Annotated in this window: 26 protein-coding genes and 1 pseudogene; 14 read left to right on the forward strand and 13 right to left on the reverse strand. The window is 68.4% G+C overall.

From position 1 onward, the window contains the following. Positions 1 to 59: 59 nt before the first annotated feature. From ACFXHE_RS03885 to ACFXHE_RS03895, 3 genes are all read right to left on the reverse strand, one after another. A complete protein-coding gene (locus ACFXHE_RS03885) occupies positions 60 to 911 on the reverse strand; it encodes a TIGR02569 family protein (protein ID WP_379380379.1) in 852 nt (283 codons plus the stop codon). 178 nt (positions 912 to 1089) lie between these two features. After that, the gene (gene moeZ / locus ACFXHE_RS03890) at positions 1090 to 2274 is read right to left on the reverse strand and encodes an adenylyltransferase/sulfurtransferase MoeZ (protein WP_379379507.1); all 1185 of its coding nucleotides are present in this window, start codon (positions 2272 to 2274) and stop codon (positions 1090 to 1092) included. A gap of 96 nt (positions 2275 to 2370) precedes the next feature. Beyond that, entirely contained in the window at positions 2371 to 3321 is a 951-nt protein-coding gene (locus tag ACFXHE_RS03895) for a sigma-70 family RNA polymerase sigma factor (protein ID WP_379379509.1), read from the reverse strand. Positions 3322 to 3448: 127 nt separating this feature from the next. On the opposite strand from ACFXHE_RS03895, the gene ACFXHE_RS03900 reads away from it, so the two are divergent. Beyond that, entirely contained in the window at positions 3449 to 4867 is a 1419-nt protein-coding gene (locus ACFXHE_RS03900; protein ID WP_379379511.1) for a DHA2 family efflux MFS transporter permease subunit, read from the forward strand. Here the strand turns inward: ACFXHE_RS03900 and ACFXHE_RS03905 are convergent. Then, positions 4852 to 5811: a DUF3152 domain-containing protein gene (locus tag ACFXHE_RS03905; protein ID WP_379380381.1), complete on the reverse strand. Its 960-nt coding sequence runs from the start codon at positions 5809 to 5811 to the stop codon at positions 4852 to 4854. The two genes, ACFXHE_RS03900 and ACFXHE_RS03905, sit on opposite strands and share 16 nt — an antisense overlap. Positions 5812 to 6343: 532 nt before the next feature. Here ACFXHE_RS03905 and ACFXHE_RS03910 point away from each other — a divergent pair. After that, positions 6344 to 7009, forward strand: a complete 666-nt coding sequence (locus tag ACFXHE_RS03910; protein ID WP_354834016.1) for a TetR/AcrR family transcriptional regulator — start codon at positions 6344 to 6346, stop codon at positions 7007 to 7009. A gap of 103 nt (positions 7010 to 7112) precedes the next feature. Here the strand turns inward: ACFXHE_RS03910 and ACFXHE_RS03915 are convergent, their stop codons facing one another. The 3 genes from ACFXHE_RS03915 to ACFXHE_RS03925 all read right to left on the reverse strand — a co-directional run bounded on the left by ACFXHE_RS03915 (position 7113) and on the right by ACFXHE_RS03925 (position 9353). Next, positions 7113 to 7340 (reverse strand): DUF3107 domain-containing protein, encoded by a 228-nt coding sequence (locus ACFXHE_RS03915; RefSeq protein ID WP_379379513.1) that lies wholly within the window; start codon positions 7338 to 7340, stop codon positions 7113 to 7115. Positions 7341 to 7488: 148 nt separating this feature from the next. Beyond that, a complete protein-coding gene (locus tag ACFXHE_RS03920) occupies positions 7489 to 8214 on the reverse strand; it encodes a ferritin-like fold-containing protein (RefSeq protein ID WP_379379515.1) in 726 nt (241 codons plus the stop codon). Between the two features lie 104 nt (positions 8215 to 8318). Next, the gene (locus ACFXHE_RS03925) at positions 8319 to 9353 is read right to left on the reverse strand and encodes an alpha/beta fold hydrolase (protein ID WP_379379517.1); all 1035 of its coding nucleotides are present in this window, start codon (positions 9351 to 9353) and stop codon (positions 8319 to 8321) included. A gap of 480 nt (positions 9354 to 9833) precedes the next feature. On the opposite strand from ACFXHE_RS03925, the pseudogene ACFXHE_RS03930 reads away from it, so the two are divergent. The 4 genes and pseudogenes from ACFXHE_RS03930 to ACFXHE_RS03945 form a co-directional block, all read left to right on the forward strand. Next, positions 9834 to 11333: pseudogene (locus tag ACFXHE_RS03930) on the forward strand (DEAD/DEAH box helicase); the annotation flags it as partial. Positions 11334 to 12416: 1083 nt separating this feature from the next. Continuing rightward, positions 12417 to 13640: a hypothetical protein gene (locus ACFXHE_RS03935; RefSeq protein WP_379379519.1), complete on the forward strand. Its 1224-nt coding sequence runs from the start codon at positions 12417 to 12419 to the stop codon at positions 13638 to 13640. A gap of 72 nt (positions 13641 to 13712) precedes the next feature. Further along, positions 13713 to 14324, forward strand: a complete 612-nt coding sequence (locus tag ACFXHE_RS03940; protein WP_379379521.1) for an acid phosphatase — start codon at positions 13713 to 13715, stop codon at positions 14322 to 14324. A 14-nt stretch (positions 14325 to 14338) separates the two neighbouring features. Next, complete coding sequence (locus ACFXHE_RS03945; protein ID WP_379379523.1) at positions 14339 to 14818, forward strand: GNAT family N-acetyltransferase; 480 nt, start codon at positions 14339 to 14341, stop codon at positions 14816 to 14818. A 134-nt stretch (positions 14819 to 14952) separates the two neighbouring features. On the opposite strand, the gene ACFXHE_RS03950 is transcribed toward ACFXHE_RS03945, so the two are convergent. Then, positions 14953 to 15390, reverse strand: a complete 438-nt coding sequence (locus ACFXHE_RS03950) for a hypothetical protein (protein ID WP_379379525.1) — start codon at positions 15388 to 15390, stop codon at positions 14953 to 14955. Positions 15391 to 15507: 117 nt separating this feature from the next. Here ACFXHE_RS03950 and ACFXHE_RS03955 point away from each other — a divergent pair, with 117 nt between their 5' ends. Further along, the gene (locus ACFXHE_RS03955; RefSeq protein ID WP_379379527.1) at positions 15508 to 16446 is read left to right on the forward strand and encodes a diacylglycerol/lipid kinase family protein; all 939 of its coding nucleotides are present in this window, start codon (positions 15508 to 15510) and stop codon (positions 16444 to 16446) included. A 255-nt stretch (positions 16447 to 16701) separates the two neighbouring features. Continuing rightward, positions 16702 to 16956: a WhiB family transcriptional regulator gene (locus tag ACFXHE_RS03960; RefSeq protein ID WP_011211115.1), complete on the forward strand. Its 255-nt coding sequence runs from the start codon at positions 16702 to 16704 to the stop codon at positions 16954 to 16956. Between the two features lie 214 nt (positions 16957 to 17170). Here ACFXHE_RS03960 and ACFXHE_RS03965 read toward each other — a convergent pair whose 3' ends face one another. Both ACFXHE_RS03965 and ACFXHE_RS03970 read right to left on the reverse strand, forming a co-directional pair. Beyond that, a complete protein-coding gene (locus ACFXHE_RS03965; protein ID WP_379379529.1) occupies positions 17171 to 18685 on the reverse strand; it encodes a sensor histidine kinase in 1515 nt (504 codons plus the stop codon). Between the two features lie 88 nt (positions 18686 to 18773). After that, positions 18774 to 18989, reverse strand: coding sequence for a biotin/lipoyl-binding carrier protein (locus ACFXHE_RS03970; RefSeq protein ID WP_379379531.1), 216 nt, complete (start codon positions 18987 to 18989; stop codon positions 18774 to 18776). Positions 18990 to 19081: 92 nt separating this feature from the next. Between ACFXHE_RS03970 and ACFXHE_RS03975 the strand changes: the two genes are divergently transcribed. After that, positions 19082 to 19156 (forward strand): 50S ribosomal protein bL37, encoded by a 75-nt coding sequence (locus ACFXHE_RS03975; RefSeq protein ID WP_153805149.1) that lies wholly within the window; start codon positions 19082 to 19084, stop codon positions 19154 to 19156. Between the two features lie 83 nt (positions 19157 to 19239). Here the strand turns inward: ACFXHE_RS03975 and rsrA are convergent, their stop codons facing one another. Further along, a complete protein-coding gene (gene rsrA, locus ACFXHE_RS03980; RefSeq protein WP_379380383.1) occupies positions 19240 to 19509 on the reverse strand; it encodes a mycothiol system anti-sigma-R factor in 270 nt (89 codons plus the stop codon). An 8-nt stretch (positions 19510 to 19517) separates the two neighbouring features. Then, entirely contained in the window at positions 19518 to 20390 is an 873-nt protein-coding gene (locus ACFXHE_RS03985) for a sigma-70 family RNA polymerase sigma factor (RefSeq protein WP_379379533.1), read from the reverse strand. A 149-nt stretch (positions 20391 to 20539) separates the two neighbouring features. Here ACFXHE_RS03985 and ybaK point away from each other — a divergent pair, with 149 nt between their 5' ends. The 4 genes from ybaK to ACFXHE_RS04005 all read left to right on the forward strand — a co-directional run bounded on the left by ybaK (position 20540) and on the right by ACFXHE_RS04005 (position 23901). Continuing rightward, positions 20540 to 21034 carry a Cys-tRNA(Pro) deacylase gene (gene ybaK / locus ACFXHE_RS03990; protein ID WP_379379535.1) on the forward strand — a complete coding sequence of 165 codons (495 nt, stop codon included), beginning with the start codon at positions 20540 to 20542 and terminating at the stop codon, positions 21032 to 21034. 155 nt (positions 21035 to 21189) lie between these two features. After that, positions 21190 to 21738, forward strand: a complete 549-nt coding sequence (locus ACFXHE_RS03995) for a MarR family winged helix-turn-helix transcriptional regulator (protein WP_379379536.1) — start codon at positions 21190 to 21192, stop codon at positions 21736 to 21738. A 71-nt stretch (positions 21739 to 21809) separates the two neighbouring features. Continuing rightward, positions 21810 to 23432: an MDR family MFS transporter gene (locus ACFXHE_RS04000; RefSeq protein WP_379380385.1), complete on the forward strand. Its 1623-nt coding sequence runs from the start codon at positions 21810 to 21812 to the stop codon at positions 23430 to 23432. Between the two features lie 172 nt (positions 23433 to 23604). Next, positions 23605 to 23901, forward strand: a complete 297-nt coding sequence (locus tag ACFXHE_RS04005) for a hypothetical protein (RefSeq protein ID WP_379379538.1) — start codon at positions 23605 to 23607, stop codon at positions 23899 to 23901. Positions 23902 to 23975: 74 nt separating this feature from the next. Here ACFXHE_RS04005 and ACFXHE_RS04010 read toward each other — a convergent pair whose 3' ends face one another. After that, entirely contained in the window at positions 23976 to 24743 is a 768-nt protein-coding gene (locus ACFXHE_RS04010; RefSeq protein WP_379379540.1) for an SOS response-associated peptidase, read from the reverse strand. Between the two features lie 131 nt (positions 24744 to 24874). Between ACFXHE_RS04010 and ACFXHE_RS04015 the strand changes: the two genes are divergently transcribed. Next, complete coding sequence (locus ACFXHE_RS04015; protein WP_379379542.1) at positions 24875 to 26383, forward strand: aldehyde dehydrogenase family protein; 1509 nt, start codon at positions 24875 to 24877, stop codon at positions 26381 to 26383. The last annotated feature ends 7 nt before the right edge of the window (positions 26384 to 26390 follow it).

Genomic DNA, 26390 nt, shown 5'->3' on the forward strand with positions numbered 1-26390 from the left:
GAGCAGAAAGGCCGCGCCGGATTCGTCGCCCGGCGCGGCCTTTCCGGCTGTTCATCCCCCTAGAGCAGCAGGCGGATCATGTCGGCGGTGCGGGCCAGACCCGGGAACGCCTCGGGGGTGGATCGCGGGTGCAGGGCGTGCACGGCGAGGCGGAACATGACCGCGCGCACCAGCATCTGCGGCCATTCGGGGAGATCGCCCCAGCGCTCCAGCAGGCCGTCGTCGGCGCCGCCCCAGGACAGGGCATCGACCACGATGACCGCCGCCGCCCAGGGGGCCGGTCGCCAGTACGGGGTGATGTCGGTGAGACCGGGCGCGAAACCGCCCGAGAACAGGACGGTTCCGAACAGATCGCCGTGCACCAGCTGTGCGGGAGTGGTCACCGGTTTGCGCAGCGTGGACAGCTGAGTGATCAGGATCTGGCTGCGGTCGCCGTCCGGGGACGTCGCCTGCAGCATGCCGCCCAGCTTGAGACTGCGCAGCGGAACCGCTTCCCACGCAGCGCGATCCGCGGCCGCGAAGACATCCACATCCACCCACGGCGCGACCGGCTGCGCGGCCAGGAAACGCGGACGCTCCAGCCGCGCGGTCACCTGGTGCAGGCGCAAGGACAGCGACACCACTTCGTCGTGCCGCGGCTCCGGCATGCCGTCGAGGAAGGTGTCGGCGCGCCAACCGGATACGACATATCGTCCGTCGGTGGCCCGCACCGGCCGCGCCAGGCGCAGCCCGTCCACCCGCAGGGTCTCGCGCACCTTCGCCGACCACGCCGCTCGCGCGTGATCGGTCACCGGGCTCAGGACCACATCGCCACAACGCCAGCCGCCGTCCCAGTTCCCCAGCGGAACCGGCACTTCCTCGCGCAACCCGAAGGTCGAGCGCACATGCTCGGGAGGTTCCACAGCAGTCATGGTCACGCGCGTACGGTACCGCTGTACCGCCTCCCCGCGACTTAAGGCCAGACTGGGAGCCGTCGGAGTGTCGTCCGCGACCGGCGGTCGGGCGCGTCACCGATTTCGGACGTACCCGGGGAGTTACCCGGATCCTTCCGAAATCAGTTGTCACGTCCCGATAAATCGACGCTTTCGGTCAGTAGACCGGCAGCGACGGGTCGACCTGGTTGGCCCAGGCGATGATTCCGCCCTGGAGGTGGGTGGCGTCCGAGAAACCGGCGTTCTTGAGCGCCGCGAGCGCCTCGGCGGAGCGGATTCCGGTCTTGCAGTGCAGGACGATCGGGGTGTTCTGGGGCAGTTCGGCCAGGGCCTCGCCGGAGAGGATGCGGTCCTTGGGAATCAGGGTCGCGCCCTCGATGCGGACGATGTCCCATTCGACGGGCTCACGCACGTCGATGATGGCGACGTCCTTGCCGGCGTCGAGCATCTCCTTGAGGTCCCGGGCGGTGATGGTGGAACCGATGGCCGCGGCCTGGCCCTCCTCCGACACCACGCCGCAGAACGCGTCGTAGTCGATGAGCTCGGTGATGGGCTGACGCTCCGGATCGCGGCGCAGCTTGATGGTGCGGTAGCTCATGTCCAGTGCGTCGTACACCATGAGCCGGCCCAGCAGCGGGTCGCCGATACCGGTGATCAGCTTGATCGCCTCGGTCACCATGATCGAGCCGATGGAGGCGCACAGCACGCCCAGCACGCCGCCCTCGGCGCAGGACGGGACCATGCCCGGCGGCGGAGCCTCCGGGTAGAGGTCGCGGTAGTTGATGCCGCGGCCGTCGGGGGCGTCCTCCCAGAACACCGAGACCTGGCCCTCGAACCGGTAGATCGAGCCCCACACATAGGGCTTGCCGGCCAGCACCGCGGCGTCGTTCACGAGGTAGCGGGTGGCGAAGTTGTCGGTGCCGTCGACGATCAGGTCGTAGCGGCTGAACAGCTCGACCGCATTGTCGGGTTCGAGGCGAATCTTGTGCAGCTCCACGGTGATTCCGGAGTTGATCTCCAGAATCGAATCGCGGGCGCTGTCCGCCTTGGAACGGCCGATATCGGACTCGCCGTGGATGATCTGACGCTGCAGGTTGGAGGCATCGACCTCGTCGAACTCCACGATGCCGAGCGTGCCGACACCGGCGGCCGCCAGGTACAGCAGCGCCGGGGAGCCCAGCCCGCCGGCGCCGATCACCAGCACCTTGGCGTTCTTCAAGCGTTTCTGACCGTCCACCCCGAGGTCCGGGATGATCAGGTGGCGGCTGTAGCGGGCGACCTCGTCCCGGGTCAGCTCCGCTGCCGGCTCCACCAGGGGCGGCAGGGAGGGATGCGATGACACGTCTTCGGACTCCTCAATCGAATTCGCCGGAAACTCGCGGCCATTTCTGCAACACCGCAGGGCGGGGCGTTCTTCCCCAAGCCTACGGATGTCACGTCACAGCCGGGCGGGGAGGTCGAACAGTCGGAAGAGGTCCGGGGAGTGGAACAGGTCCAGGCGGGCGAAGCCGTCGCGATCGAGGGTGAGGACGTGGAGGTTGGCGGCCTCGAAGACATCGCCGCGCTTGACGTAGGCGGCCAGGGCCGGGCGGTTGTTGGCGCGGGTGGGTAGCAGGCGGAAGGCCTCGCCGCGGGCGAAGACCCGGCCCAGGAAGGCGGTGACGGCGTCGCGGCCCTGGAACCAGGCCAGGAACGGCGGCATCTGGAGCATGGCGTCGTCGCGCAGGATGCGCTTGAGGGCGTCGATGTCCATGGCCTCGAACGCCTCGACGTAGCGCTTCAGCAGCTCGCGCTGCTCGTCGTCGCCCAGTTCGGCGGGACCCGCCTGGACGCCGGACAGCTGCGCGTGCGCCCGCTGCAGGGCGCTGTTGACGGCGGCGGTGCTGGTGTCGAGCAGCCCGGCCACCTCGGCCGCCCGCAGCGCCAGCACGTCCCGCAGGATCAGCACCGCGCGCTGCAGCGGCGGAAGGTGTTGCAGCGCGGCCACGAACGCCAGCCGCACACTCTCCCGGGCTGCCACCACCGCGGCCGGATCGCCGTCCCCGAGCAGCGCGTCCGGGAACGGCTCCAGCCACGGCAGTTCGGGCGAAGGATCGAGACGCTCCGCCCCCACCACCGGATTCGGCTGTGCCAGGTCGACCGGCAGCGCTCGCCGCTGCGCGCTCTTCAACGCGGTCAGGCAGACATTGGTGGCGATCCGATACAGCCAGGTGCGCAGCGAAGCCCGTTGCGGGTCATAGGAATCCGCCGACCGCCAGGCGCGCACCAGGATCTCCTGCACCAGATCCTCGGCATCGTGCAGCGAGCCGGTCATCCGGTAGCAGTAGGCGAGCAGTTCGGGGCGGTGCGTATCGGCGACGGCGACCACGTCGTCGACGGTGGCGGTCATCCCACCTTGCTAGCACGGCGTCGCCGAGCCGTCGAGCGATGGGTCGCCGACCAGCGGCCGATGAGTTTTCGCGAGCCGGTGAGTACGTACCGATGACACCCGAACCGACCCGAAAGGTCACTCCCCCATGACCACTCACCAGCGCTGGACGCTCGCCCTCACCTCGGTGGCGTCACTCATGGTGGGGCTCGACGCACTCGTCGTCACCACCGCGCTCAACACCATCCGGGTCCAGCTCGGCGCGTCGCTCGAGGCGCTCGGCTGGACCTTCAACTCCTACACGCTCGCACTCGCGGTGTTCCTGCTGACCGCCGCGGTGATCGGGGACCGCATCGGCCGCCGCCGCCTGCTCATCGCCGGGCTCACGCTGTTCACCGTCTCCTCCGCCGCCTGCGCGCTGGCCACCGGCATCGGCGCGCTGATCGCCGCCCGCGCGGTGCAGGGCGTCGGTGCGGCCATGATCATGCCGGCCGCCTTCGCCCTGCTCGGCGTGGCGTTCCCGCCCGCCCAGCGCGGACGGGCCATGGGCATCTTCGCCGGGGTCACCGGGCTGGCCATCCTGGGCGGACCCGTCGTCGGCGGGGCCGTGGTGCAGGGCCTGACCTGGCAGTGGATCTTCTGGCTCAATGTGCCCATCGGCGCGGCCCTGATTCCGGCCGTCCGCCGCTGGGTCACCGAGAGCACCGGGCCCGCCGCCCAGGTCGACACCGCCGGCGTCCTGCTGTCCGGGCTCGGCGTGCTCGGGCTGGTGCTCGGACTGGTGCGCGGCAATGCGATCGGCTGGACCAGCGCCGAGATCCTGGGCGCACTGCTCGGCGGCGGTGCGCTGCTGGCGGCCTTCGTCGGCTGGGAGCTGCGCACCCCGCAGCCCATGGTGCCCATGCGGCTGTTCACCCGCCCCGGCTTCGGCGCCGCCAATCTGGCGGGCCTCCTGATGACCGCCGCGATCTTCGGCACCGCGTTCTTCTTCGCCCAGTACCTGCAGGCCGGGCTGCACAACACCCCGCTCGGCTCCGGGCTGCGCCTGCTGCCCTGGACCGCAACGCTTTTCGTGGTCGCGCCGCTGGCGGGCGCGCGCATGAGCCGGATCGGCGAACGCCGGTTGATCGTGGCCGGACTGCTGCTGGCGGGGATCGGCCTGCTCTGGATCGCCCTGGCCGCCGGGGCCGGGGCCGGATACCCAGCGCTGATCGGGCCGATGCTGCTGACCGGTATCGGCATCTCGGCCGCCATGCCCGCGGTACAGAACGCGGCGATCAGTTCGGTCGGACCGGAGTCCATCGGTACCGCGTCGGGGATCTACAACGCCCTGCGCCAGCTCGGCGGCAGCTTCGGAATCGCGGTCACCTCAGCGGTTTTCACCGTCACCGGCGGCTACACCTCGACGACGGCCGTTCAGCACGGCTTCCGCGCGGCGCTGCTCACCGCGGCCGCGGCGGCGGCTCTGGGCGCCCTGGCGGGTCTGGGCATCGCCCGGCACCGGCCTTCGGCCGCAATGGAATCCGTGCCCGCCGTCGCGGTGGAGGGCGCTCAGGCCCGCGGGTAGGGCCACGGGTTGAAACGGCAGGTCTTGCCGTCCATCGGCACCACGCCTTCGGGATCGAGCTTCGCGATGTCGTTGTTCCTGGTCCCGAAGGTCTGCTGCATCATGACCGGCGCCAGCCCGCCGTCGACCTCGCACGGCTGGTGCTCGTGGTAGCCGATGGCATGTCCCACTTCGTGATTGATCTGGTACTGCCGGTAGGAGCCGACATCGCCCTCGAAGGCCAGCGCCCCGCGCACCCAGCGCACCTGCGAGAGCACCACGCGGCCCAGATCGGCGTTGTAGCAGGAGGAGTCGACCGGGATCTCGAAACCGCAGGACTTGCGGGTGGTGTCGCGGGAGGTCAGCGAGACGCGGAAATCCGGAGTGCCGGTGTCCACGCGGCGGAAGCCGAAACGCGGATCATGGGTCCAGGACTTGGGATTCGCGAGCGTGGCGTCGACCATCTGGCCGATCGCCGGATCACCGCCGAGGCTGGCGGTGTCCACGCCGTCCTCGATCTCCACGGTGTAGGTGAACACGTGCTGGGAGCCGGTGCCGACCTGCGCGGTATTGCCGGGCACCACGTGCCAGTTGCCGGTGCCGGTGTCGGTGTAGGGCCCGCCGGGCGGGACCGCGCCGGTGGGCAGATCGGCCGCGTACTTGCCGTCGCCCTTGGGGGCGCCGCCGATGATGCCGCTGGGCTTGTCGGTGTGCTCGCTGAGGCGGCCGAAGCCGGGGAGTCCGGTGCTGGCGTCGCCGGTGTGGCGCAGGGCGTCCACGGCGACCAGGACGGTGACGACGAGCAGCACGGGCAGGGCGTAGGCGCGCCAGCCGTACGTGCTCACGAAGCGGCCCAGCGGACTCTGCTTCTTGGTCTCGCGATCGGGGCGCTGCCGGTTGCGGGCGTCGGCGGGCGGGGCGGTGGGATCCCAGCGGGCGCGCAGCGGCTGGTGCGGCAGCGGCAGGTGATCACCGGCGGGCTGACTTGGATCGGGTGCGGGTTCGGGCGGTGTGATGAGCCCGGAAGATACCGAGGGGCCGGTCTGCGATGCGCTGGCGCCGGTGTACAAACCGAGCGGATCGTAGATCGGCCCGCTGGGTCTTCCTCGGCGCTTGTTATCGGCGGTCTTCGGCACACCCGCCCCCACGGGGCGGCGCGAATCAGGCCCGCCGGAACTACTGCCCCCATGGTCGGTCACGACTGACAGACTCTCATAGCCCGCCCCCACGCACGGAAGGGCCGTCGCCGCGCGCTGCTATTGCTGCGAGATATCTCACGCCAATGCGGCAGAGCTCACAAATCAGAACATGTGCTACACAGTTGTGATCGGCCTCGCATAATCGACGCGAGTCCCACTCGACCATCACAGGTGCTGATCGACAACAACCAGCACACCAAAATTCGGAACCTGGATCGGCACGGGCCCCATGAGCGAGTATCGTTCGTGGGATACCGGTGACATCCTTCCCACCGGGAATCAACTGGGAGAAAAGGCAATGACTGACCTCGTGGACCGGATGACGTCGCACCGCATGTCATCCGAGGCCATGGCGGCGAGCAAGCGCGGAACCCGCCTGCCCCGTGAGGCGCGCCGGGCGCAGCTACTCGCGGCCGCCAGCGAGGTCTTCGTGCTACGCGGCTATCACGCCTCGGGCATGGATGAGATCTCGCAGTGCGCCGGCGTCAGCAAACCGGTGCTCTACCAGCACTTCTCGAGCAAGCTCGAACTGTATCTGGCGGTCCTGCAGAACTACGTCGACGCCCTGGTGTCGAGCGTGCGCCAGGCGCTGCGCTCCACCACCGACAACAAGCAGCGCGTGCGCGCCGCCGTGCAGGCCTACTTCGACTTCGTCGATCACGAAACCCAGGGCTTCCGACTGGTTTTCGAATCCGATCTGACCAACGAGCCGCAGGTGCAGCGCCGTGTCGAGCAGGCCACCGAGGCCTGCGTGGACGCGGTCTTCGACCTGGTCGCCCACGACTCCGGCCTGGAGCCCTACCGCGCCCGTGTGCTCGCCGTCGGCCTGGTCGGCGCCAGCCAGCTGAGCGCGCGCTACTGGCTCGAGGCGGACCGGCCGATCAGCAAGGACGACGCGGTCGACACCACTGTCGCGCTGTGCTGGGGCGGCCTGAAGCACGTGCCGCTGCACCCGATGGATTGAGACCTGAATCCCCGACAACAACAAAAGAATTGCCCCGCCGAGCGGCTCGGCGGGGCAATTCTTTTATGTCACTAGGGGTTTCAGGAAGTCCCCGAGAGTTCGGCTAGACGGCCGCGAAGCCGACGCGACCCGAGGAAGGGGTGCCGATCTCGACATAGGCGACCTTCGAGGCCTGGATCAGGAACTTGCGGCCCTTCTCGTCGGTCAGCGTGACGACGCCGCCCTCACCCTGGAGCGCGCCGGTGACGGCCGCCTCGACCTCGGCGGGGGTCTGCGAGCTGTTGATGACGAGCTCACGCGGGCTATCCGAAATGCCGATCTTGACCTCCACGGCCAACCTCCGAACCTAGAGTCCTTGTGCTGTCCTGATCACGCTAGCGCAGCCGGGACAGCGTCCGGCCGCGACCGCCTGCGCTGTCAGCGAACAGCACCCACGGCACTGTCGGGGAACAGCGCAGACGGCAGGAAGAACGGGAGCGTCAGCTCAGGCCGAGTACGCGCATGCGCTCGGCGTGACTGTTCTGCATGTGCTCGAACAGCGTGGCGACGCCGTTCAGATCGCCGGTGGCGGTGAGCACCAGCTCGGTGAGCCCGTCGCGCTGCGCCATCACGTACTGCGCCTGGGTGATGGCCTCGCCCAGCAGACGGCGGCCCCACAGCGCCAGCCGGTCCCGCTCGGACCGGTTCTGGGCGACCGCGGTGCGCACCTCCTCGATGACGAACTCGGAGTGGCTGGTCTCGGCCAGCACGTCGCGCACCACGTCGGCGACCTCGGGAGCCAGGGCGCCGGCGATCTCGGTGTAGAAGTCGGCGGCGATGCCGTCGCCGACGTAGAACTTGACCATCGACTCCAGCCAGGTGGAGGGGTCGGTGGAGGCGTGATAGGCGTCCAGGGCGCGCACGAACGGGGCCATGGCGTCGAAGATGTCGACGCCACGATCGGCCAGCGCCCGCTCCAGGGTCTTGAAGTGTTCCATCTCGTTGCCGGCCATCTTGGCGACGGCCACCCGGCCGCGCAGTGTGGGCGACAGCTTGGCCTCTTCGGCGAGACGGTAGAAGGCGGAGATCTCACCGTAGGCGAGGACCGCGAAGAGATCGGTGGCTCCAGGATGTTCGGCGGAGATGCGGCCGTCGGAAGACGAGGAAATACGGCCGTCGGAAGACTCCGAGGCAGCGCCGAGCGCAGTGGACGAGTTTGCTCCCATGGGACCCCACCCTAGCGGCCGGAAACGACGCGCATTCACCCATCGGCGACGACACCCGGGATGCACCCTTCATACGTTCGTAAGTCCTTGCGACACAACGCAATTCAGGGCTGGTCGCGCAGGAACTTGTCCAGATGGGTCCACGTGGTGTCACGGGCGATGAGAATGCCGAGGTGAGAGCCGGGTGCGGTCTCGTACCGCACCTCCGGCGAACCGGTCAGCGTCGTCGTCCCGTGCTCCACGGCGGCGGCCGGTGTGATCACGTCGTTCGGTCCGCCGACGAGCAGCACCGGCTGAGTAATGTCGGCCAGCGCGATCCGCTGCTCGCCCAGGTGCACCACGCCCTTGCCGATGTCGTTGTTGAGGATGAAGCGGCCCCACAGCTGGTTGTAGAAACGCCCCGGATAGCCGGGCAACGAATTCTGGAACCGGTCGATGGTCTCCATCCGGGCCAGGGTCGCGGTGTCCGCGAGATTGCTCGCAATGAAGAACGGCCGCTTGAGTTCCCGATCCCAGGCGGTGGCGCGGTAGGCGATCCGGGTCAGCTGCGCCGAGACCCCGCCGGCGGCGCGAATGGCCGCGGTGGCGGTGCGGCCGCCGTCGATGCGGGCCAGGGTGCGCAGTTCGCGTGCACCGATCATGTGGTCGTAGCTCAGCGGCGCGCCGACGGCCGTGATGGACCGGATGGGCAGCGCCTGATCGGCCGCGGCGGCGAGCAGGGCCAGGATGCCGCCGATGGACCAGCCCACCAGATCGACCGGACGGCCGCCGCGATCGGCCGAGACCTCGCGGATGGCCTCGGGCAGGATGTCGTCGATCCAGGTCTCGAAGCCCATGCGCCGGTCCTCGAAGGTGATGTCGCCGTAGTCGACCAGGTAGGGCGCGCGGCCGGTCTCCAGCAGGAAGCGGGCCAGGCTCTGATCGGGGCGCAGGTCGAAGCAGAAGGCGGGCGCGGCCAGCGGCGGGACCAGCAGCACGGCCGGATCGTCGGGGCCCGCGCCGTCGTAGCGGCGCAGTTCGCGATGCGGCGCGTCGGACAGCACCGTCGACGGGGTGGGTTCGGGGGCCTCGATGCCGTCGCCGAAGGTCAGCGACCACATGTTGCGGGCGGCGGTGCTCACGGTGTCTGCCAAGCTCACAGCAATACCTTCGCAGATAGTGCTACACGGCGTATCACCTATGTGAGCAACTCAACTGTCCGCGCGGTGGCCGACACGGTTGTCCCCGGACGAATTATGGTGCGCCACAATCATTAACGGCAATGCGAAACCCCGGATCAGACCGTCTTTCGCTACCGATAAGCGCGCCTACCAGCGCAATAACGCCACACATTAGCGGTGGCGGAAATCAGGGCGGAGGCCGTATCACGCTACAATCTCCGCGGACGGCGGAATTCATACCCGTAGTCCATGGAAAATGTGCGCGCACTCCGATCCGCAGCACTGCACCGCCGCGCCAGGTCGACGCCCATCCACCGGAGAGGCATCCCGCAGCGGCGAGAACGGATCAAGTGGTCGTCGCGGACCGACCGGGTCCGCCCCACGCCTCGTGCGCGCGAGACGCGATAAACGAGGAAAGGCAAGAACCTGAGCAAGATCACCGTAGAGCAGGAACCGGGTGTGGCGGACACGCTGCTGACCGCGGAACTCGACGACACCCACCTCGCTCCCACTTTCGCCGAATTGGGCGTGCGGCCGGAAATCGTCCGGGCCCTCGCCGAGATCGGCATCGAACGCACTTTCGCCATTCAGGAACTCACCCTGCCGCTCGCGCTGGCCGGTGAGGATCTCATCGGCCAGGCCCGCACCGGTATGGGTAAGACCTTCGGCTTCGGTGTGCCGCTGCTGCACCGCATCGCCACCGGCGACTCCGGCACCAAGGCCCTCGACGGCACCCCGCGTGCGCTGGTCATCGTGCCGACCCGCGAGCTGTGCATCCAGGTCACCCAGGATCTGGAGAACGCCGCCAAGTATCTCGACGACAGCACCGGAACCAAGGTGCGCATCACGTCGATCTACGGCGGCCGCCCCTACGAGTCGCAGATCGAGGCGCTGCGCGCCGGTGTCGACGTGGTCGTCGGCACGCCGGGTCGCCTGCTGGATCTGGCCGAGCAGCAGCATCTGATCCTGGGCAAGGTGCAGGTGCTGGTCCTCGACGAGGCCGACGAAATGCTCGACCTGGGCTTCCTGCCCGATATCGAGCGCATTCTCAATATGGTTCCCGAGCAGCGCCAGACCATGCTGTTCTCGGCCACCATGCCGGGTCCGATCATCACCCTGGCCCGCACCTTCCTGAACCGGCCGACGCACATCCGCGCCGAGGAGCACCACGAGTCCGCGGTGCACGACCGGATCACGCAGCTGGTCTACCGCGCCCACGCGCTGGACAAGAGCGAGCTGGTGGCTCGCATCCTGCAGGCCGAAACCCGCGGCGCGACAATGATTTTCGCGCGCACCAAGCGGACCGCGCAGAAGGTCGCCGACGATCTGGCCGAGCGCGGCTTCGCCGTCGGCGCGGTGCACGGCGACCTGGGGCAGATCGCCCGTGAGAAGGCGCTCAAGAAGTTCCGCGAGGGCAAGATCGACGTGCTGGTCGCCACCGATGTGGCCGCCCGCGGCATCGACATCGACGACGTCACCCACGTCGTCAACTACCAGTGCCCGGAGGACGAGAAGACCTACGTGCACCGCATCGGCCGCACCGGCCGCGCGGGCAAGACCGGTGTCGCGGTCACCCTGGTGGACTGGGACGAGCTGAACCGCTGGGGCCTCATCGACAAGGCCCTCGACCTCGGCATCCCGGAACCGGTCGAAACGTATTCCCGCTCCCCCCACCTGTACGAGGAGCTCGGCATCCCGGAGGGCGTCACCGGCGTCATCCGCAAGCGCAAGCCCGAGCGCGACGAGGACGCCGTCGTGGTGGAGCGCGAACGCCGCGGCACCCGCAACCGCAACCGCCGTCGCACCCGCGGTGGCCAGCCGGTCGAGGGCGACGCGGCCGTGGTGACCACCGAATCCCCTGCCGCCGAGGCCGATTCGGCCACCGGTGATCCGGAGAAGTCCGGCCGCCGTCGCCGCCGTCGTCGTCGTGGCAAGGGCGGCACCACCCCGGCCGACGCCATCGTCGCGACCACGGTCGAGACCGAACTCGACACCGACGGCCCCGCCGAGGTTGCCGACGTCGTCTCCGAGGATACCGGGGACGGCGCCCGCCGGGGACGCAAGCGCACCCGCCGCGGGGGCAGGGGTTCCGCCGAGGGCACGAGCGCGACCGAGGCCGCCGACGCCGTCTCGGAGACCGCGGTCGCCGAGACGCCCGCGCCGGTCGAGGCGAGCGTGGCCACCACGACGGTCGAGCCGGTCGCCGATGCGGTTGTGGCCGATGCGGTCGTGGCCGACGCGCCCCGCAAGCGCACCCGCCGGACCAAGGCGGCCACCGAGGCCACGGTCACTGCCGCCGAGGCCCCGGTCGCCACGGAGTCGACGGTCGTCGCCGAGACCGACGCCGCGGCAGCGGCTCCCGTGACCGCCGAAGCGGACGCGCCCCGCAAGCGCACCCGCCGCACCAAGGCCGCCGTGGCCGAATCCAGCACCGGCGCAGAGGGTTCCGCCGTCGCGGTGGAATCGGCTGCCACCGATGGTGACCCGGCCGAGCCCGCCCTGCGGACGCCGCGCAAGCGCACCAGCCGCGCCGCGAGCACCACGCCGACCGCCGACGAGACCGCCACCGGCGCCGCCGCCGAGGTCGCCGCGGAGGCTCCGAAGAGCGCGCCGCGCAAGCGGACTCGCAAGGCCGCGGCTGCGACCGTCGAGGCCAACGGCGCCGCCGAGGCCACCGCCGAAGCGGCGGACGGTGCGGAAACGCCGAAGGCCGCGCCCCGCAAGCGGACTCGTAAGGCGGCCGCGGCGACCGCGGACGCCAACGGCGCGGCCGAGGTGGTCGCGGAGGCGGCGGACGGTGCCGAGGTGGTCGCGGAAGCGCCGAAGGCCGCGCCGCGCAAGCGGGTCCGCAAGGCCGTCAAGGCGGAGGTCGAAGCGGTCGAGTCTGATACTGCGGCAAGCGGTTCCGACGAGCCCGCGGCGGCTCCGGTGCGGCGGACGCGGCGGAAGAAGGCCGATGCGGACGCCGAGGCCGCCGTGGTGGTGACCGATACCGCGGTCGCGGCCTCGGCCTAGCCGCGCGGATCGGTTACTCTCGCTGTCGTGCTCGCACCCGAGCGGCGGACGCGCGCCGATATTCTCACCGCTGTCGCGATCGCCGCTCTGGTGGCGATCGCGGCAGCGGTCGTCGCGCTGACCAGCGATGTGCGCGGCACCCACGCGCAGTCCGCGAACCACACCCTCACCCCGCCACCGGCGGCCGACTCGGTGCCCGCGCAGGTCAAGGAGCTGTGGCACGCACCGGACGGCGCGGCCATGCGCTCGCTGACGGTGGGCGCGGTGGCCGTCACCGCCGACGACGACACCGTCACAGGGCGGGATGCCCGCACCGGCGACGAGGTCTGGACGTACCAGCGGGACATGCCGTTGTGCGCGGTGGAGGTCCAGTTCGGGACGGTCATCGCCACCTACCGGGATCAGCGCGGCTGCAGTCAGACCACCCTGCTCAACGCCGAGACCGGGACCCGGGTGGCGGCGCGGTCCAGCTACATGGACAAGCGGATCACCCTGGCCCCGGACGGCACCTATGTGCTAGCGCTGGGCGACGACCGCCTGGAGATGTGGCGCTCGGATCTGGTCCGCACCCTCGAATACGGCTATGTGGACGCCCCGGTGAATCCGCACACCCAGCCGCGCACCGACTGCCGGCTGCTCTCGGCGGGCTCGGCGCCCAGCCGGGTGGCGGTGCTGGAACACTGCCCCAAGGACTCCGCCGACCGGCTGTCCATCCTCAATCCCGCGCCCAAGGACGGCACGGTGCCGGAGGAGTACAGCACGCACGTGCTCAACGAGCCCGGCGGCGCGGTGGACGGGGCGCGCGTGATCGCGGTGTCCGACACCCGGACCGCGCTCTACCTCCCCGCCACCGCGACCACCCCGCCGGTGCTGACCATCTATGACGTCAGCGGCAATCTGCTTGCCACCCACCAGGTTCCGGCCTTCACGGACACCGCCATGGTGGCGCGCCTGTCCACCGGTTTCTTCGTCTTCACCGGCGACAGCCTGATCGCCCTCAACCCCACCACCCTCGACCCGCAGTGGGGCGCCCAGCACGTGCTCGGCACCCCGGCGCTGATGGCCGGCCAGCTGGTCGCCCCGGTCCCGGACGGCCTGGCCATCCTGGATCCCGGCACCGGCGCGCAGGTCTCGCGAATCCCGCTGCAGCGCAGCGACTATCACAACGAGCCCATCGGGCTGAGCGTCTCGGGCAGCGTCTTCCTGGAGCGCCGGGGCACCCAGGTGTACGGCGTCGGCGCGGCCGCTTGACCCGGTCGCCCACGGGTGCCCGAATCCGACGGGTCTCTGCCGCCGGCTAGGTATTCGGGGAGGCGGTGGAGCATGATCGAATTCATGAGTGGTGGCGAATTCCGGTTGGTAGTGCTGCGACACGGGGAGACGGCCTGGTCGGCCGCGCGCCGCCACACCGGCCGCACCGATGTGCCGCTCACCGAGATCGGCGAGGCGCAGGCCCGGGCCGCCGGAAAACTGCTGTACGACATGGAATTGCGGAATCCGCTGGTGCTGTGCAGCCCCCGGCAGCGCGCGCTGCGCACCGCGGCGCTGGCCGGACTGCCCGGCGTCATCGTCGACGACGATCTGGCGGAGTGGGACTACGGCGAATACGAGGGCCTCACCACGCCCGAGATCCAGCAGATGTCCCCCGGCTGGACCATCTGGACCGGCGAGACCCCCGAGGGCGAGACCGCCGAGCACGTCCGCAAGCGCGCCGACCACGTGCTGGCCACCGTCATTCCCGAGCTGGCCACCCGCGATGTGGTGCTGGTCGGCCACGGCCACTTCTCGCGCGCGCTCATCGCCCGCTGGGCCGAGTTCGAGGTGATCGAAGGCCGCCGATTCTTCCTGTCCACCGCCGCGGTTACGGTGCTGGGACACGATCACCAGGCTCGAACCGTGCTCGCGCACAATCTGGTTCCGCCGCTCAACCCGTAGGAAGGGGCCGCCGAATGATTCGCCGCGCCACCCCCGCCGACATCCCGGCGCTCGTCCAGCTCGTCCACGACCTGGCCGAGTACGAGAAGGCCGCTGAGGAGTGCACCCTCACCGCGGCCCAGCTCGAGACGGCCCTGTTCGGGCCGCAGCCCGCGCTGTACGCCCATGTGGCCGAGACCGATCACGGCGTGGTGGGCTGCGCCATCTGGTTCCTGAACTACTCCACCTGGAAGGGCGTGCACGGGGTCTATCTGGAGGATCTCTACGTCAAGCCGGAGGTCCGCGGCCGCGGGCTGGGCAAGAGCCTGCTCGCGACGCTGGCCCGCGAAGCCGTCGAGCAGGGGTACGCCCGCGTCGACTGGTCGGTGCTCACCTGGAACACCCCGAGCATCGACTTCTACGAATCCATCGGGGCCGAGCACCAGCACGAGTGGACCGGCTACCGCCTGCGCGGCGCGGCCCTGGCCCGCCTGGCGACGCACGCCGACGACTGAATTCGCCGCGGCATCCGAATTCGCCGCAGCATCGCTGGAAAGCGCTCGCTCACCCGAGTGGTGGGCGAGCGTCCGAAAACTCGCTCACGGACCACTGAGCAACGATTACGGCGACTCTGTGCAAACCGCTGCGGCTATTCCTCGACGGAACCGTAGCCCGCGGCCATCCACCGATTCGAGGCCGGAGCGAACAGCGCACCCAGTGCACCCAGCGCCAGCAATCCCAGCGGCGCCCCGAACTCGGGCCGGTCCGAGGTGAACATGTAGTACGCGACACCCAGCAGCAGCAGCTGGGTCAGCGTGGCGATGGCCCGCCCCCACCGCTTTCCGCGCATCAGCCCGATCCCGGCGGCCAGCACCGCGCCGCCCAGGATGGCCGCGTACCCGGCGGTGAGATAGCTGTTCTTGGGGCTCTGCGCCGACCCGTTCACGCCGACGATGATCAGCACGACCATCGCGACCAGGCCCAGCGCGCCCTCCAGGGCGACCAGCGCGCCCGCCACGCGCACCGTCGTCGGCACCGCGTCGCTCTCGCCCGCGGGCTTGTTCTCGCCGTTGTTCTGCTCAGCCACCCGCCCAGCCTACGACCGAGCGTCGTTGCCGAATCCTGGACCCGCCCACCCGCATTCACCGGGGTGGTCACCGGACTCGGGCAGCCGTGTCGCGGCGGACGTCAGTAGGCTGCGGGTGTGCGGACCTTGCTTATCGTGAACCCGAATGCCACTTCGACCACTCGGTCCACTCGCGATCTGCTCGCTCACGCACTGGAAAGCCGCACCCAGCTGACCGTTCGCCACACCGAGCACCGGGGGCACGCCGCCGAGCTGGCGCGCTGGGCCGCCGACACCCGGATGGACCTGATCGTGGTGCACGGCGGGGACGGCACGGTGAACGAGACCGTCAACGGTTTCCTCCCGCTGCCGGGTGAGCCGCAGCGGGAGTGGCTGCCGCGGCTCGGCGTCATCCCGGGCGGCTCGGCGAATGTGTTCGCGCGCTCGCTGGGCATCGAACCGGATCCGGTGACCGCCACCAATCAGCTCATCGATCTGGTGGCCGACGACGCGGACCGCCGTATCGGGCTCGGCGTCGCCGACGATCGCTGGTTCCTCTTCAGCGCCGGTGTCGGGCTCGACGCGGATGTGTGCGAGGCCATCGACGCCAAGCGCGCGGATGGCAAAACCGCGACGCCCGCTCGCTATCTGCGCACCACGGTCCGGCAGTTCTTTCGCGCCAAACGGCATGCCCCGCAAGTGCGTCTCGACATTCCAGGTCACGAATCGGTCACGGATGTGCATTACGCATTCGTGACGAATGCCAGTCCCTGGACTTATCTCGACAACACGCCCGTGGTCACCAACCCGGGTACCACATTCGAATCGGGTCTCGGAGTGTTTGCCATGCGCACCATGGGCGTTCTACCCACCCTGATGGTCGCCCGGCAGTTGCTGGCAGCCCATGGAGATCCCAAGAGCCGCACCTTGTTTCGCGATGACGACGTGCCGGCCGTGACCGTCACCGCGGCCGAACCGATCGGCTTGCAAATCGACGGCGACTTCATCGGACGCCGCAACATGGTGAATTTCACAGCCGTCCCGGATATCCTCGATGTGGTCGCGCCGAAGCCCTAGCCGGTTCGACACGCCTGAGAAACATCGCGGTTGCGCTGCGAAAACTGGCTCAACCGAGTACAAATGACACGGCGGATCCCCATGTAGGGGTCTTACAGCGTGAGCTTCCCCACGGTGCACCGGGTATCTATTGACATCTACGGTGTTCGTGAAAGCATTCACAAGCAACCGTGCGGAAACATTCGAGTCGCACAAGTGAACGGACCACAAACCCAAGGGGCAGCGCCGTGCGCGCCCTAGCAAAGGAGCAGAGGAATGGACTGGCGCCACAAGGCCATCTGTCGCGACGAGGACCCCGAGCTGTTCTTCCCGGTGGGAAACAGTGGTCCGGCGCTCGCGCAGATTGCCGATGCCAAGCTGGTCTGCGCTCGCTGCCCCGTCACCGCTGACTGCCTTTCCTGGGCCCTGAAGTCGGGCCAGGATGCCGGCGTGTGGGGTGGTATGAGCGAAGACGAGCGTCGCGCGCTGAAGCGCCGCAACGCGCGTACGCGTACCCGCACCGTCGTCTAACCAGCTAGGCGACAGGCGTTACGGTCGACCCCAGCCTCGCGGCCGCAACGCAATTCGGCCCGGCACCAATTCAGGTGCCGGGCTTCAGTGTGTAAAGGGGCGGACCCGAGTCTGATCACGAGAGGAATTCCCGTTCAACGGGATTGACTCTTCGAACGAAAGTTCGGGCGCAGATTTTTCACTACGCCCGAACTTGTACGCCGCGCAATATGTTTCAGCGGGCGGAGCGCCGGCCGAGGGGAACTCGCAGCACCGCGTCGGTGCCGACATCGGCGCCGGGGTGAAGTCCGATGGACCCGCCCAATTCCGCCGTCACGAGAGTGCGGACGATTTGCAGGCCCAACCGGTCGGAGGCTTCCAGGCTGAATCCGTCGGGCAGGCCGCGGCCGTCGTCGCTGATGATGACGTCGAGCCAGCGGGCCGAACGCTCGGAACGGATTGTGACAGTACCGTTCTCGCCGGCGTCGAAGGCGTGCTCGATGGCGTTCTGCACCAGCTCGGTCAGCACCATGACCAGCGGCGTCGCCCGTTCGGCGGAGAAGACGCCGAGCGATCCGGCGCGGCGCACCTTGATGCGGGCGGTGTGCACGGTCGCCACATCGGCCATGATCGGCAGCAGGCGGTCCACCACCTCGTCCAGATCGACCTCTTCGTCAACCGACATGGACAGCATTTCGTGCACCGAGGCGATCGAGGTGACCCGGCGGACCGATTCGGTCAGGGCCAGGCGGGCCTCCTCGTTCTCGGTGCGGCGGGCCTGCAGTCGCAACAGCGCGGCCACCGTCTGGAGGTTGTTCTTCACCCGGTGGTGGATCTCGCGAATCGTCGCGTCCTTGGACAGCAGCGCACGGTCGCGCCGCTTCACCTCGGTGACATCGCGGACCAGCACCGCGGCTCCGCCGAGTTCCCCGTGCGGGCGCAGCACCAGGGTGCGCAGCAGCACGGTCGCCCCGCGCGCCTCGACTTCCATTCGGCGCCCGGCCTTTCCGGCCAGGGCCGCCTGGATGTCGCCGACGACTTCCTGCGCGTCGAACGGATCGGTGATCAGCGAGCGGGTGGTCAGCGCCAGATCCTGGCCGACCAGGTCGTTCTGCAAACCCATGCGGTGATAGGCCGACAGGGCGTTGGGGCTGGCGTAGACAACGGTGCCCTCGGTGTCGAGGCGGATGAAACCGTCGCCCGCGCGGGGGCTGGAGTGCGCGCCGGTGCGGTCCTCGAGCGCGGGCCAGGTGCCGTCGGCGACCATCTGGCACAGGTCGTCCGCGCAGGACATGTAGGCGATCTCGAGGCTGGAGCGCATCTTGCGACGCTGGGTATCGGTATCGCGGCCGAGCACGGCGATGATGTCGTCACCGACCCGCACCGGAATCGCCTCGCGCATGGCGTGCACGGGATGCGGGTGATAGACGCCGGTGAGGGCGGTATCGGTCTCGGTACGAGCGATATCGGCGGTCAGCAGGGCCTCGAACACCTGCGGATTCGCCTCCTTGGTGGCGAGGGTGCCGACCAGATCCTCGAGGTGCACGGTGGGCGCGGTGGTGGGGCGGCACTGGGCCACGCACACCACCTCCGCGCCCGCACTGATCGGGCCCGTGCCCACCCAGAGCAGCAGATCCGCGAAGGACAGATCCGCCAGCAACTGCCAGTCCCCCACCACCCGCTGCAAATGGTCGACGGCCGCACCCGGTAGATCGGTGTGTTCGGCCAGTAGCTCACTCAGTGTCGACATTCACCCACGCTCCTCTGTTCCCACGTCGCGTGTATGTTCCCACGCGACATGGCAAGGGCGCGTCAGGAGCAGGTCGGGGGCTCGTTGCTCAGGAGATGACGGCGATCAGGTCACCCTGCTGCAGCACCTGGCCGGGGCTGACGTGGATGGAGGCGACGGTGCCCTCGATCTCGGCGATGACGGGGATCTCCATCTTCATCGACTCCAGCAGGACCAGGGTCTGGTCGACGCTGACCTTGTCGCCGACAGCGACCTCGATGTTCAGCACAGTCGACACCATCTCGGCCTTCACTTCCTCAGCCATGTACACCTCTCGCGTTCGAGTTGACCCGTAGCCCCTGAAGGTACAGCCAACCACACATGACAGAATGACGGCCGACTGAAGGGAGATTACCTATGGGTAAGCGTGGACGTAAGAAGCGTGGCCGCAAGAAGAATGCCGCCAACCACGGCAAGCGGCCGAACGCCTGAGCCGTAGCGAAAAGCTCGAAAACTGCTGAGCGGCACCACTTCCCATCGGGAAGGGTGCCGCTCAGCTGTATCCGGGTAGGTCCCTATTCCGCGGATTCGATCCGGGTCTCGACCCGCGTGTAGCTGGTCCGGATCTCCAGCGTCAGGCGCTGGCGCAGCGAATCGGGTGCGCGGTCGCCGCCGCATTTGCGATTCAGCAGCGACTTCAGCTTCTCCTCCAGGCCGTAGGCCTCGATGCACGGCGAGCAACGGTCGATGTGCTCACGCAACCGTGCCTTCACGGTGTCGTCGCACTCGTTGTCCAGGAGCAGCCAGACATCGGCGAGCACCGCCGAGCAGTCCAGTTCTTCCATCTCGTCGCTCACTGGGTTACCTCCTCACGCGCCGCATCGCTGCCCGACCGATTGAATCCACGTTCCCGCGCCACGTCGGCGAGCAGGCCCTTGAGCTGCTTGCGGCCACGGTGCAGACGGGACATCACGGTACCGATGGGAGTTCCCATGATCTCGGCGATTTCCTTGTAGGGGAAGCCCTCCACGTCGGCGTAGTACACCGCCATCCTGAACTCCTCGGGAAGCGACTGCAGAGCGGCCTTGATGTCGTCGTCCGGCAGCGCCTCGAGGGCTTCCATCTCCGCGGAGCGCAGACCGGTGGAGGTGTGCTCGGCGGTGGAGGCCAGCTGCCAGTCGGTGATCTCGTCGGTCGGATACTGCGCGGGCTGGCGCTGCTTCTTCCGATACGAGTTGATGTAGGTATTGGTGAGGATGCGGTACAGCCACGCCCGCAGGTTGGTGCCCTCGCGGAACGAGCGGAACCCCTGGTAGGCCTTGGCGAAGGTCTCCTGCACCAGATCCTCGGCATCGGCCGGGTTGCGAGTCATGCGCAACGCCGCCCCGTAGAGCTGGTCCAGCAGCGGGAGCGCGTCACGCTCGAATCGCGCGGCCAGTTCCGCCGCGGATTCGGTACTCCTGGCACCGGATTCGCTCACCTCGTCATAGTCGACCGCTTGATCGTCGCCGGCGTCGATGCGCTCGCTGTCCGCGTCGTCATCACGCTGGCGATCGACCATGTCGTCGTCGCTCGTCACGCTAATCCCTTCGATCGCCGTAGCAATTGAATCTACCGCGAACAGGGATTCGGCCAGGAAACCGGCCGGGGGCGCGACGTCGGCGGCTCCCCTGCGGAACAGCAGCGGCCCGGTCCGCACCGGGGGCTCTTCGACCAGAACGGTCACCGACTCCTCCTTGGATGAATGGGATGCGTGCGCCCGCGAACCGTGGGCCCTGCGGTTGCTGCGAAGCGCGTATCGCGTGCAACAGGCGTGGCGCTCACCCTGTTCCCAGCACCCGAAATCCGGTTGCGTTCGCTGGATAGGGTGAGCCCATGGCTGCAGCTCCGACCCCGGCGATCAAGGCTCTGATGCAGGCGAAGGTGGATCACCGGGTGCACTCGTATACCCATGACCCGCGCAGTGATTCGTACGGGGCGGAGGCAGTGGAGGCGCTCGCCGGCGAGCTCGGGGTTACCGCCGGGCAGATCTTCAAGACGCTGGTGATCGAGCTGGGGTCGGGCGGGCTGGCGGTGGCGGTACTGCCGGTGCCGACCACGCTGTCGCTGAAGGCGGCGGCCGCGGCGCTGGGCGGCGGCAAGGCCGCCATGGCCGACAAGGCCAAGGCGGAGCGGACGACCGGGTATGTGCTGGGCGGGATTTCGCCGCTGGGGCAGAAGAAGCGGCTGCCGACCGTCGTCGACGAGTCGGCGCTGGAGTGGGATCGGGTGCTGTGCAGCGCGGGTAAGCGCGGGCTGGAGATCGAGCTCGCCCCGGCGGATCTGGTCCGGCTCACGGGAGCGGTGACGGCGGCGGTCGCGGTGGCCTGACCTGCCCCAGAAGGGCGAATTGTCCGATTCTCCCGTGAGCGGAGACACAACCTCCGGAAAAAACTTGCCAAGGGACAACCATGTCGGAATACTTGCGCCGTACAACTAGTTGACGCATACAAGCAGTTGACCGACGCAAGGAGGTGAGACCGACCGTGACCGACGATGACCCGGCGACTACCCCCACCGACATCGACGACGGCCTTGTCGACGCCATCGCCTACGAGATCGCCCGGCTCACCAAACTGCGCGACCGCACCAATGCGCAGGTCGCGTCCATGACACAGGGCGAGATCGAACCGGCCGCGTTCAGCATCCTGTTCCAGCTGATCCACGACGGCCCGAAACGCTCGGGCGCGCTGGCCGAGGCCCTCTATTCCGACGCCTCGACCATCAGCCGGCAGGTCGCGAGCCTGGTCAAGCGCGGACTCATCGAGCGCCGCGCGGATCCGGCCGACGGCCGGGTCAGCGTCCTCGACGTGACCGACACCGGCCGCACCGTGGCCGCCCAGATCCGGGCCCGCCGCAACGATTCGCTGCGCCACATGCTGGTCGGCTGGGATCCCGATGAACGGGAGACCTTCGCCGCCCTGCTGCGGCGCTTCGTCGACGGCTACGAGGAGACCCGGCAGCGCATGCTGGCCGATATCGCGGCCCACAGAGACCTTCAGTCCTATTACGCACCCGCGGAGAGCAATTCGTGACTACACAAACGGAAGTGGCGGAGCCGGAACTCAATTCGGCCGGCTTCACCCACAAGCAGATCCTGGTCATCATGAGCGGCCTGATCATGGGCATGCTGCTGGCGGCCCTGGATCAGACCATCGTGTCGACCTCCATCCGCACCATCGCCGATGAGCTGCACGGCTATTCGGCGCAGGCGTGGGTGACCACCGCCTACCTGATCACCTCGACCCTGGCGACGCCGCTCTACGGCAAGCTCTCGGACATGTACGGCCGCAAGCCGTTCTACCTGGCCGCCATCTCCATCTTCGTGGTCGGCTCACTGGCCTGTTCCATGGCGACCTCCATGTACGAGCTGGCCGCCTTCCGGGCCTTCCAGGGCCTGGGCGCGGGTGGTCTGATGTCGCTGGCGCTGACCATCATGGGCGACATCGTGTCCCCGCGAGAGCGCGCCCGCTACCAGGGCTACTTCCTGGCCGTGTTCGGCACCTCCAGCGTGGTCGGCCCGGTCGTCGGCGGCATCCTGTCGGGCACCGACCAGATCCTGGGCGTCACCGGCTGGCGCTGGGTCTTCCTGGTGAACGTCCCGGTCGGCATCATCGCGCTGGCCGTGGTGACCCGCGTGCTCAAGCTGCCCAAGCGCCCCGTCACCAAGGTGCCGATCGACTGGATGGGCATCTCGGCGCTGATCGTCGGCCTGGTGCCGCTGCTGGTGGTCGCCGAGCAGGGCCGCGAATGGGGCTGGACCAGCAGCCATGCCATCCTCTGCTACGCGCTGGGCGCGATCGGCGTGCTGTCCTTCATCGCGGTCGAGGCCAGGCAGGGCGACGCGGCGCTGATCCCGCTGCGCATGTTCAAGAACTCCACCTTCGCCCTCGGCGTGGTCATCTCGGTGGTGGTCGGTGCGGCCATGTTCGGCGGCATCACCCTGCTGCCGCAGTACCTGCAGGTGGTGCAGGGCGCGAGCCCGACCAAGGCGGGCCTGCTGATGCTGCCGCTGGTGGCGGGCATGATGACCGGCTCGATCCTGGCCGGCCAGCTGATCGCCCGGACCGGACGGTACAAGTACTTCCCGCCGGTGGGCGCGGCGCTGCTGACCTCGGGCCTGTTCCTGCTGCACCTGGTGTCGGCCGACACCGGGCTGTGGGTCGTCATGATCTTCATGGCCATCACCGGCTTCGGCCTGGGCAACCTGATGCAGCCGCTGACCCTGGCGCTGCAGAACGCGCTGCCGCCCAAGGACATGGGCGTGTCCACCGCGGCCGCGACCTTCTTCCGCCAGATCGGCGGCACCCTGGGTGTGGCGGTGTTCCTGTCGGTGCTGTTCACCCAGCTCGCTCCGAACATCACCACCTCGCTGGAGAGTGTCCGGGGCGACCAGGCCTATACGCAGGCCGCCGCGGACGCGGTGAAGGGCCCCGACTCGGTCGACAAGAAGGTCGTCCTCGGCCTGTCGAACCAGGAGACCGCGCCGGCGGTCGTGGGCCAGGTGCTCAACGACAGCTCGGTGATCCAGCAGCTGAATCCGACGCTGGCGCACCCCTTCAAGGAGGGCTTCGCCAAGTCCATGGACCGGGTGTTCCTGTCGGCCACCTTCGTGGCGCTGCTCGGATTCATCCTGGTGCTGTTCTGGAAGGAGGTGCCGCTGCGCAGCGCAGGTGGCATCCAGGCCAGAAAGGAAGCCATCGAGGAGGCGGACGCCGCCGCGGTCTGACCGGCCGGACGACAATCGAATCGGCAATGCCCCCGACGCGGAGACGCGGCGGGGGCATTGCCCTTTCACAATTCGGCCGAATTTCTGTGAGTTACTTGGGAGCGCGCAGTGAGCTTGTTGTGAACCTTTTGTCCGCAAGGTCCTATACGAACCCGAGGATGTGATGCGGTTTATGTCTCACCATCGGCGAATTCGCACGGCCGTCGCCGCCGGAGCTCTGGTACTGGCACTGGGATCCGCCCCGCTGACGATCGCGCTCGCGACGGCCGCGCCGGTGCACGCCGCTCCGGTCAATCCGAGCTTCCCCGACCCGGGCGCTCCGGGCGGCGGGCAGCAGCAGAAGAAGGACGAGCGCATCGACAAGGCGGAAAAGCTCGGCGGCAACATCATCACCAGGATGATCGACTCGATGGCCGACACCCTCAAGTGCACGCTCAATATCGGGCTGCCGACCGTGAAGTGCGGTTGAGACGAACTCTCGAAGCTCCCGTGCCCCGCTGCATTCCGCAGCGGGGCACGGTATTGGAACGGGAAGGAAGACGTTCAGATCAGGCTGATCTGACCGGCCTGTTCGTCCACCTGCGCCAGCAGTTCGGGGCCGTTGTTCTTGACGCTGTTGACCAGCGACGGCACTTCGCGCACCAGAATGTCCGAAACCGCTGCGGGGTAAGGCGTTTCCAGCAGCGATTCGGGAGCGGGGTGGTCGGGGTCCAGCCACGCGTCCCAGTGCTCGCGCGGCATCGGCAGGGGCATGCGGTCGTGGACCTTGGTCAGATCGCCGACCGCATCGGTGGTCAGGATCGTGCAGGACAGCAGGGGCTGCGCCTCGTCGCCCTGGCTGCGGTCCCGCCAGACCGACCAGAGACCCGCCATATAGAGGCGTCCCCCGTCGGCGCGGGACATGAAATACGGCCGCTTGACGGCCTTTCCGAGCGCATCGGCCTCGGTGACCCACTCGTACCAGCCGTCCATGGGCACCAGGCAGCGGCGCTTCTTCACCGCATCACGGAAGGAAGCGGTGGTGGCGGCCTTGTCGGCGCGGGCATTGAACAGCGGTTTGCCCTTCACCGGGATCCCGGGCTCGGCGGCCTTGGTCCAGGGCGGGATCAGGCCCCAGCGCATGGCCCGGATGCGCAGGGTGGCCGGGTCCTCCGGGTGGTCGCGGTCGTGGCGTTCGACGACCGTGAGCACCTGATTGGTGGGGGCCACGTTGTAATTCGGATCGAAGCCCTTGTCGCCGGTCTCGTCGATAGCGTCGAGCTCGACGGCCAGCTTCGCGGGATTCGTCGTGGTCGCGTATCTACCGCACATGACGACCATGCTGCCATCGCGTACCGACAGTCACCAGAAGTGAATCGCCCGCGATGTGATGGCAATTGACATCACTTGGACGGTATGAGACGTTCGTCTCATCACACTCTCATCAAGGGACGCCGCCAATCATGACTGCAACCGAAACCGCCCCGCTCGATCAGGCCGACACGCTGACTTCGGTCAACCCTGCCACCGGCGAGGCCCTCGCCACCTACAAGATCGATGATGAGGCGGCGGTGCGCGCGGCCGTCGCCAAGGCCCGGACCGCCGCCGCCACCTGGGGCGCGCTGACCTACGCCGAGCGCAAGAAGCACATTCTGCGCTGGGGCAGCAAGCTGGTCGAGAAGTCCGACGAGCTCAGTGAGCTCATCCACGCCGAGAACGGCAAACCCCTCGACGACGCCTTCCTCGAGCTCATGCTGGCCCTCGAGCACATCAAGTGGGCCGCCTCCAATGCCGAGAAGGTGCTCGAGCCCAAGAAGGTCGCGCCCGGCGCGTTCATGGCCAATTTCGCCGCCCACCTGGAGTACCGCCCGCTGGGCGTGGTCGGCGTGATCGGGCCGTGGAACTACCCGATCTACACCCCGAACGGCTCCATCGCCTACGCACTGGCCGCCGGCAACTGCGTGGTCTTCAAGCCGAGCGAATTCTCCACTGGCATCGGCAATTTCGTGGCCAAGGCATTCGCCGAGGCGAATCCGGAACTGCCGGACGGCGTCTTCATCACCGTCAACGGCTACGGCGCGACCGGTGCGGCGCTGGTCAAGTCCGGCGTCGACAAGCTGGCCTTCACCGGGTCCACCGCGACCGGCAAGAAGATCATGGCCTCCGCCGCCGAGACCCTCACCCCGGTGCTGCTGGAGTGCGGCGGCAAGGACGCGGTGATCGTGGCCGCGGACGCCGACGTCAAGGCCGCCGCCGACGCGGTCGCCTGGGGCGCCACCGCCAACTCCGGCCAGACCTGCGCGGGCGTCGAGCGGGTGTACGTGGACAAGTCGGTCGCCGACGAGTTCGTCGCCGAGGTCAAGCGCATCCTCACCGACATCAAGCCGGGTTCGGACGCCAAGGCCTCCTACGGTCCGATGACCATGCCCAGCCAGGTCGACATCGTGCGCCGGCACATCGACGACGCGCTGAAGAACGGCGGCAAGGCCGTGCTGGGCGGGCCCGAATCGGTCAAGGGCCCCTTCATCGAACCGGTCGTGCTGGTCGACGTGGACGAGTCCTCGGATGCGGTGTGCGAGGAGACCTTCGGGCCGACCGTCACCATCCGCACCGTCAACGGCGTGGACGAGGCCGTGGAGCTGACCAACAAGAGCAAGTACGGGCTCGGGTCCGCGGTGTACTCGAAGAATCAGGGCATGGAGATCGCCCGGCGCCTCCAGGTCGGCTGCACCTCGGTGAACTCGGTGCTGTCCTACGCGGCGATCTCGGGGCTGCCGTTCGGTGGCGTGCGCGACTCCGGCATCGGCCGCATCCACGGCGCGCCGGGCCTGCTGGAATTCTCGCGTCCGCACTCGATCGCGGTGCAGCGCTTCGCGATTCCCGGCATGGCGCTGCTGTCCTACACCCGCACCGACCGGACCATGAAGCTGCTGCGCAAGATCGTGCCGCTGATTCACGGGCGCGCCAAGTAGGGAGAGC

Source organism: Nocardia sp. NPDC059229 (assembly GCF_042754165.1).
GTDB lineage: Bacteria > Actinomycetota > Actinomycetes > Mycobacteriales > Mycobacteriaceae > Nocardia.

What these genes read in the sequence shown, in the direction of transcription:
- ACFXHE_RS03900 (WP_379379511.1), top strand. Translation starts at nt 3,449, where the DNA reads ATGACCACTCACCAGCGCTGGACGCTCGCCCTCACCTCGGTGGCGTCA.
- ACFXHE_RS04010 (WP_379379540.1), bottom strand. Translation starts at nt 24,743, where the DNA reads ATGTGCGGTAGATACGCGACCACGACGAATCCCGCGAAGCTGGCCGTC.
- ACFXHE_RS03965 (WP_379379529.1), bottom strand. Translation starts at nt 18,685, where the DNA reads ATGTCGACACTGAGTGAGCTACTGGCCGAACACACCGATCTACCGGGT.
- ACFXHE_RS03960 (WP_011211115.1), top strand. Translation starts at nt 16,702, where the DNA reads ATGGACTGGCGCCACAAGGCCATCTGTCGCGACGAGGACCCCGAGCTG.
- ACFXHE_RS03940 (WP_379379521.1), top strand. Translation starts at nt 13,713, where the DNA reads ATGATCGAATTCATGAGTGGTGGCGAATTCCGGTTGGTAGTGCTGCGA.
- ACFXHE_RS03895 (WP_379379509.1), bottom strand. Translation starts at nt 3,321, where the DNA reads ATGACCGCCACCGTCGACGACGTGGTCGCCGTCGCCGATACGCACCGC.
- ACFXHE_RS04015 (WP_379379542.1), top strand. Translation starts at nt 24,875, where the DNA reads ATGACTGCAACCGAAACCGCCCCGCTCGATCAGGCCGACACGCTGACT.
- ACFXHE_RS03970 (WP_379379531.1), bottom strand. Translation starts at nt 18,989, where the DNA reads ATGGCTGAGGAAGTGAAGGCCGAGATGGTGTCGACTGTGCTGAACATC.
- ACFXHE_RS03885 (WP_379380379.1), bottom strand. Translation starts at nt 911, where the DNA reads ATGACTGCTGTGGAACCTCCCGAGCATGTGCGCTCGACCTTCGGGTTG.
- ACFXHE_RS03920 (WP_379379515.1), bottom strand. Translation starts at nt 8,214, where the DNA reads ATGGGAGCAAACTCGTCCACTGCGCTCGGCGCTGCCTCGGAGTCTTCC.
- ACFXHE_RS04005 (WP_379379538.1), top strand. Translation starts at nt 23,605, where the DNA reads ATGTCTCACCATCGGCGAATTCGCACGGCCGTCGCCGCCGGAGCTCTG.
- ACFXHE_RS03910 (WP_354834016.1), top strand. Translation starts at nt 6,344, where the DNA reads ATGACTGACCTCGTGGACCGGATGACGTCGCACCGCATGTCATCCGAG.
- ybaK (WP_379379535.1), top strand. Translation starts at nt 20,540, where the DNA reads ATGGCTGCAGCTCCGACCCCGGCGATCAAGGCTCTGATGCAGGCGAAG.
- rsrA (WP_379380383.1), bottom strand. Translation starts at nt 19,509, where the DNA reads ATGGAAGAACTGGACTGCTCGGCGGTGCTCGCCGATGTCTGGCTGCTC.
- ACFXHE_RS03945 (WP_379379523.1), top strand. Translation starts at nt 14,339, where the DNA reads ATGATTCGCCGCGCCACCCCCGCCGACATCCCGGCGCTCGTCCAGCTC.
- ACFXHE_RS04000 (WP_379380385.1), top strand. Translation starts at nt 21,810, where the DNA reads ATGAGCGGCCTGATCATGGGCATGCTGCTGGCGGCCCTGGATCAGACC.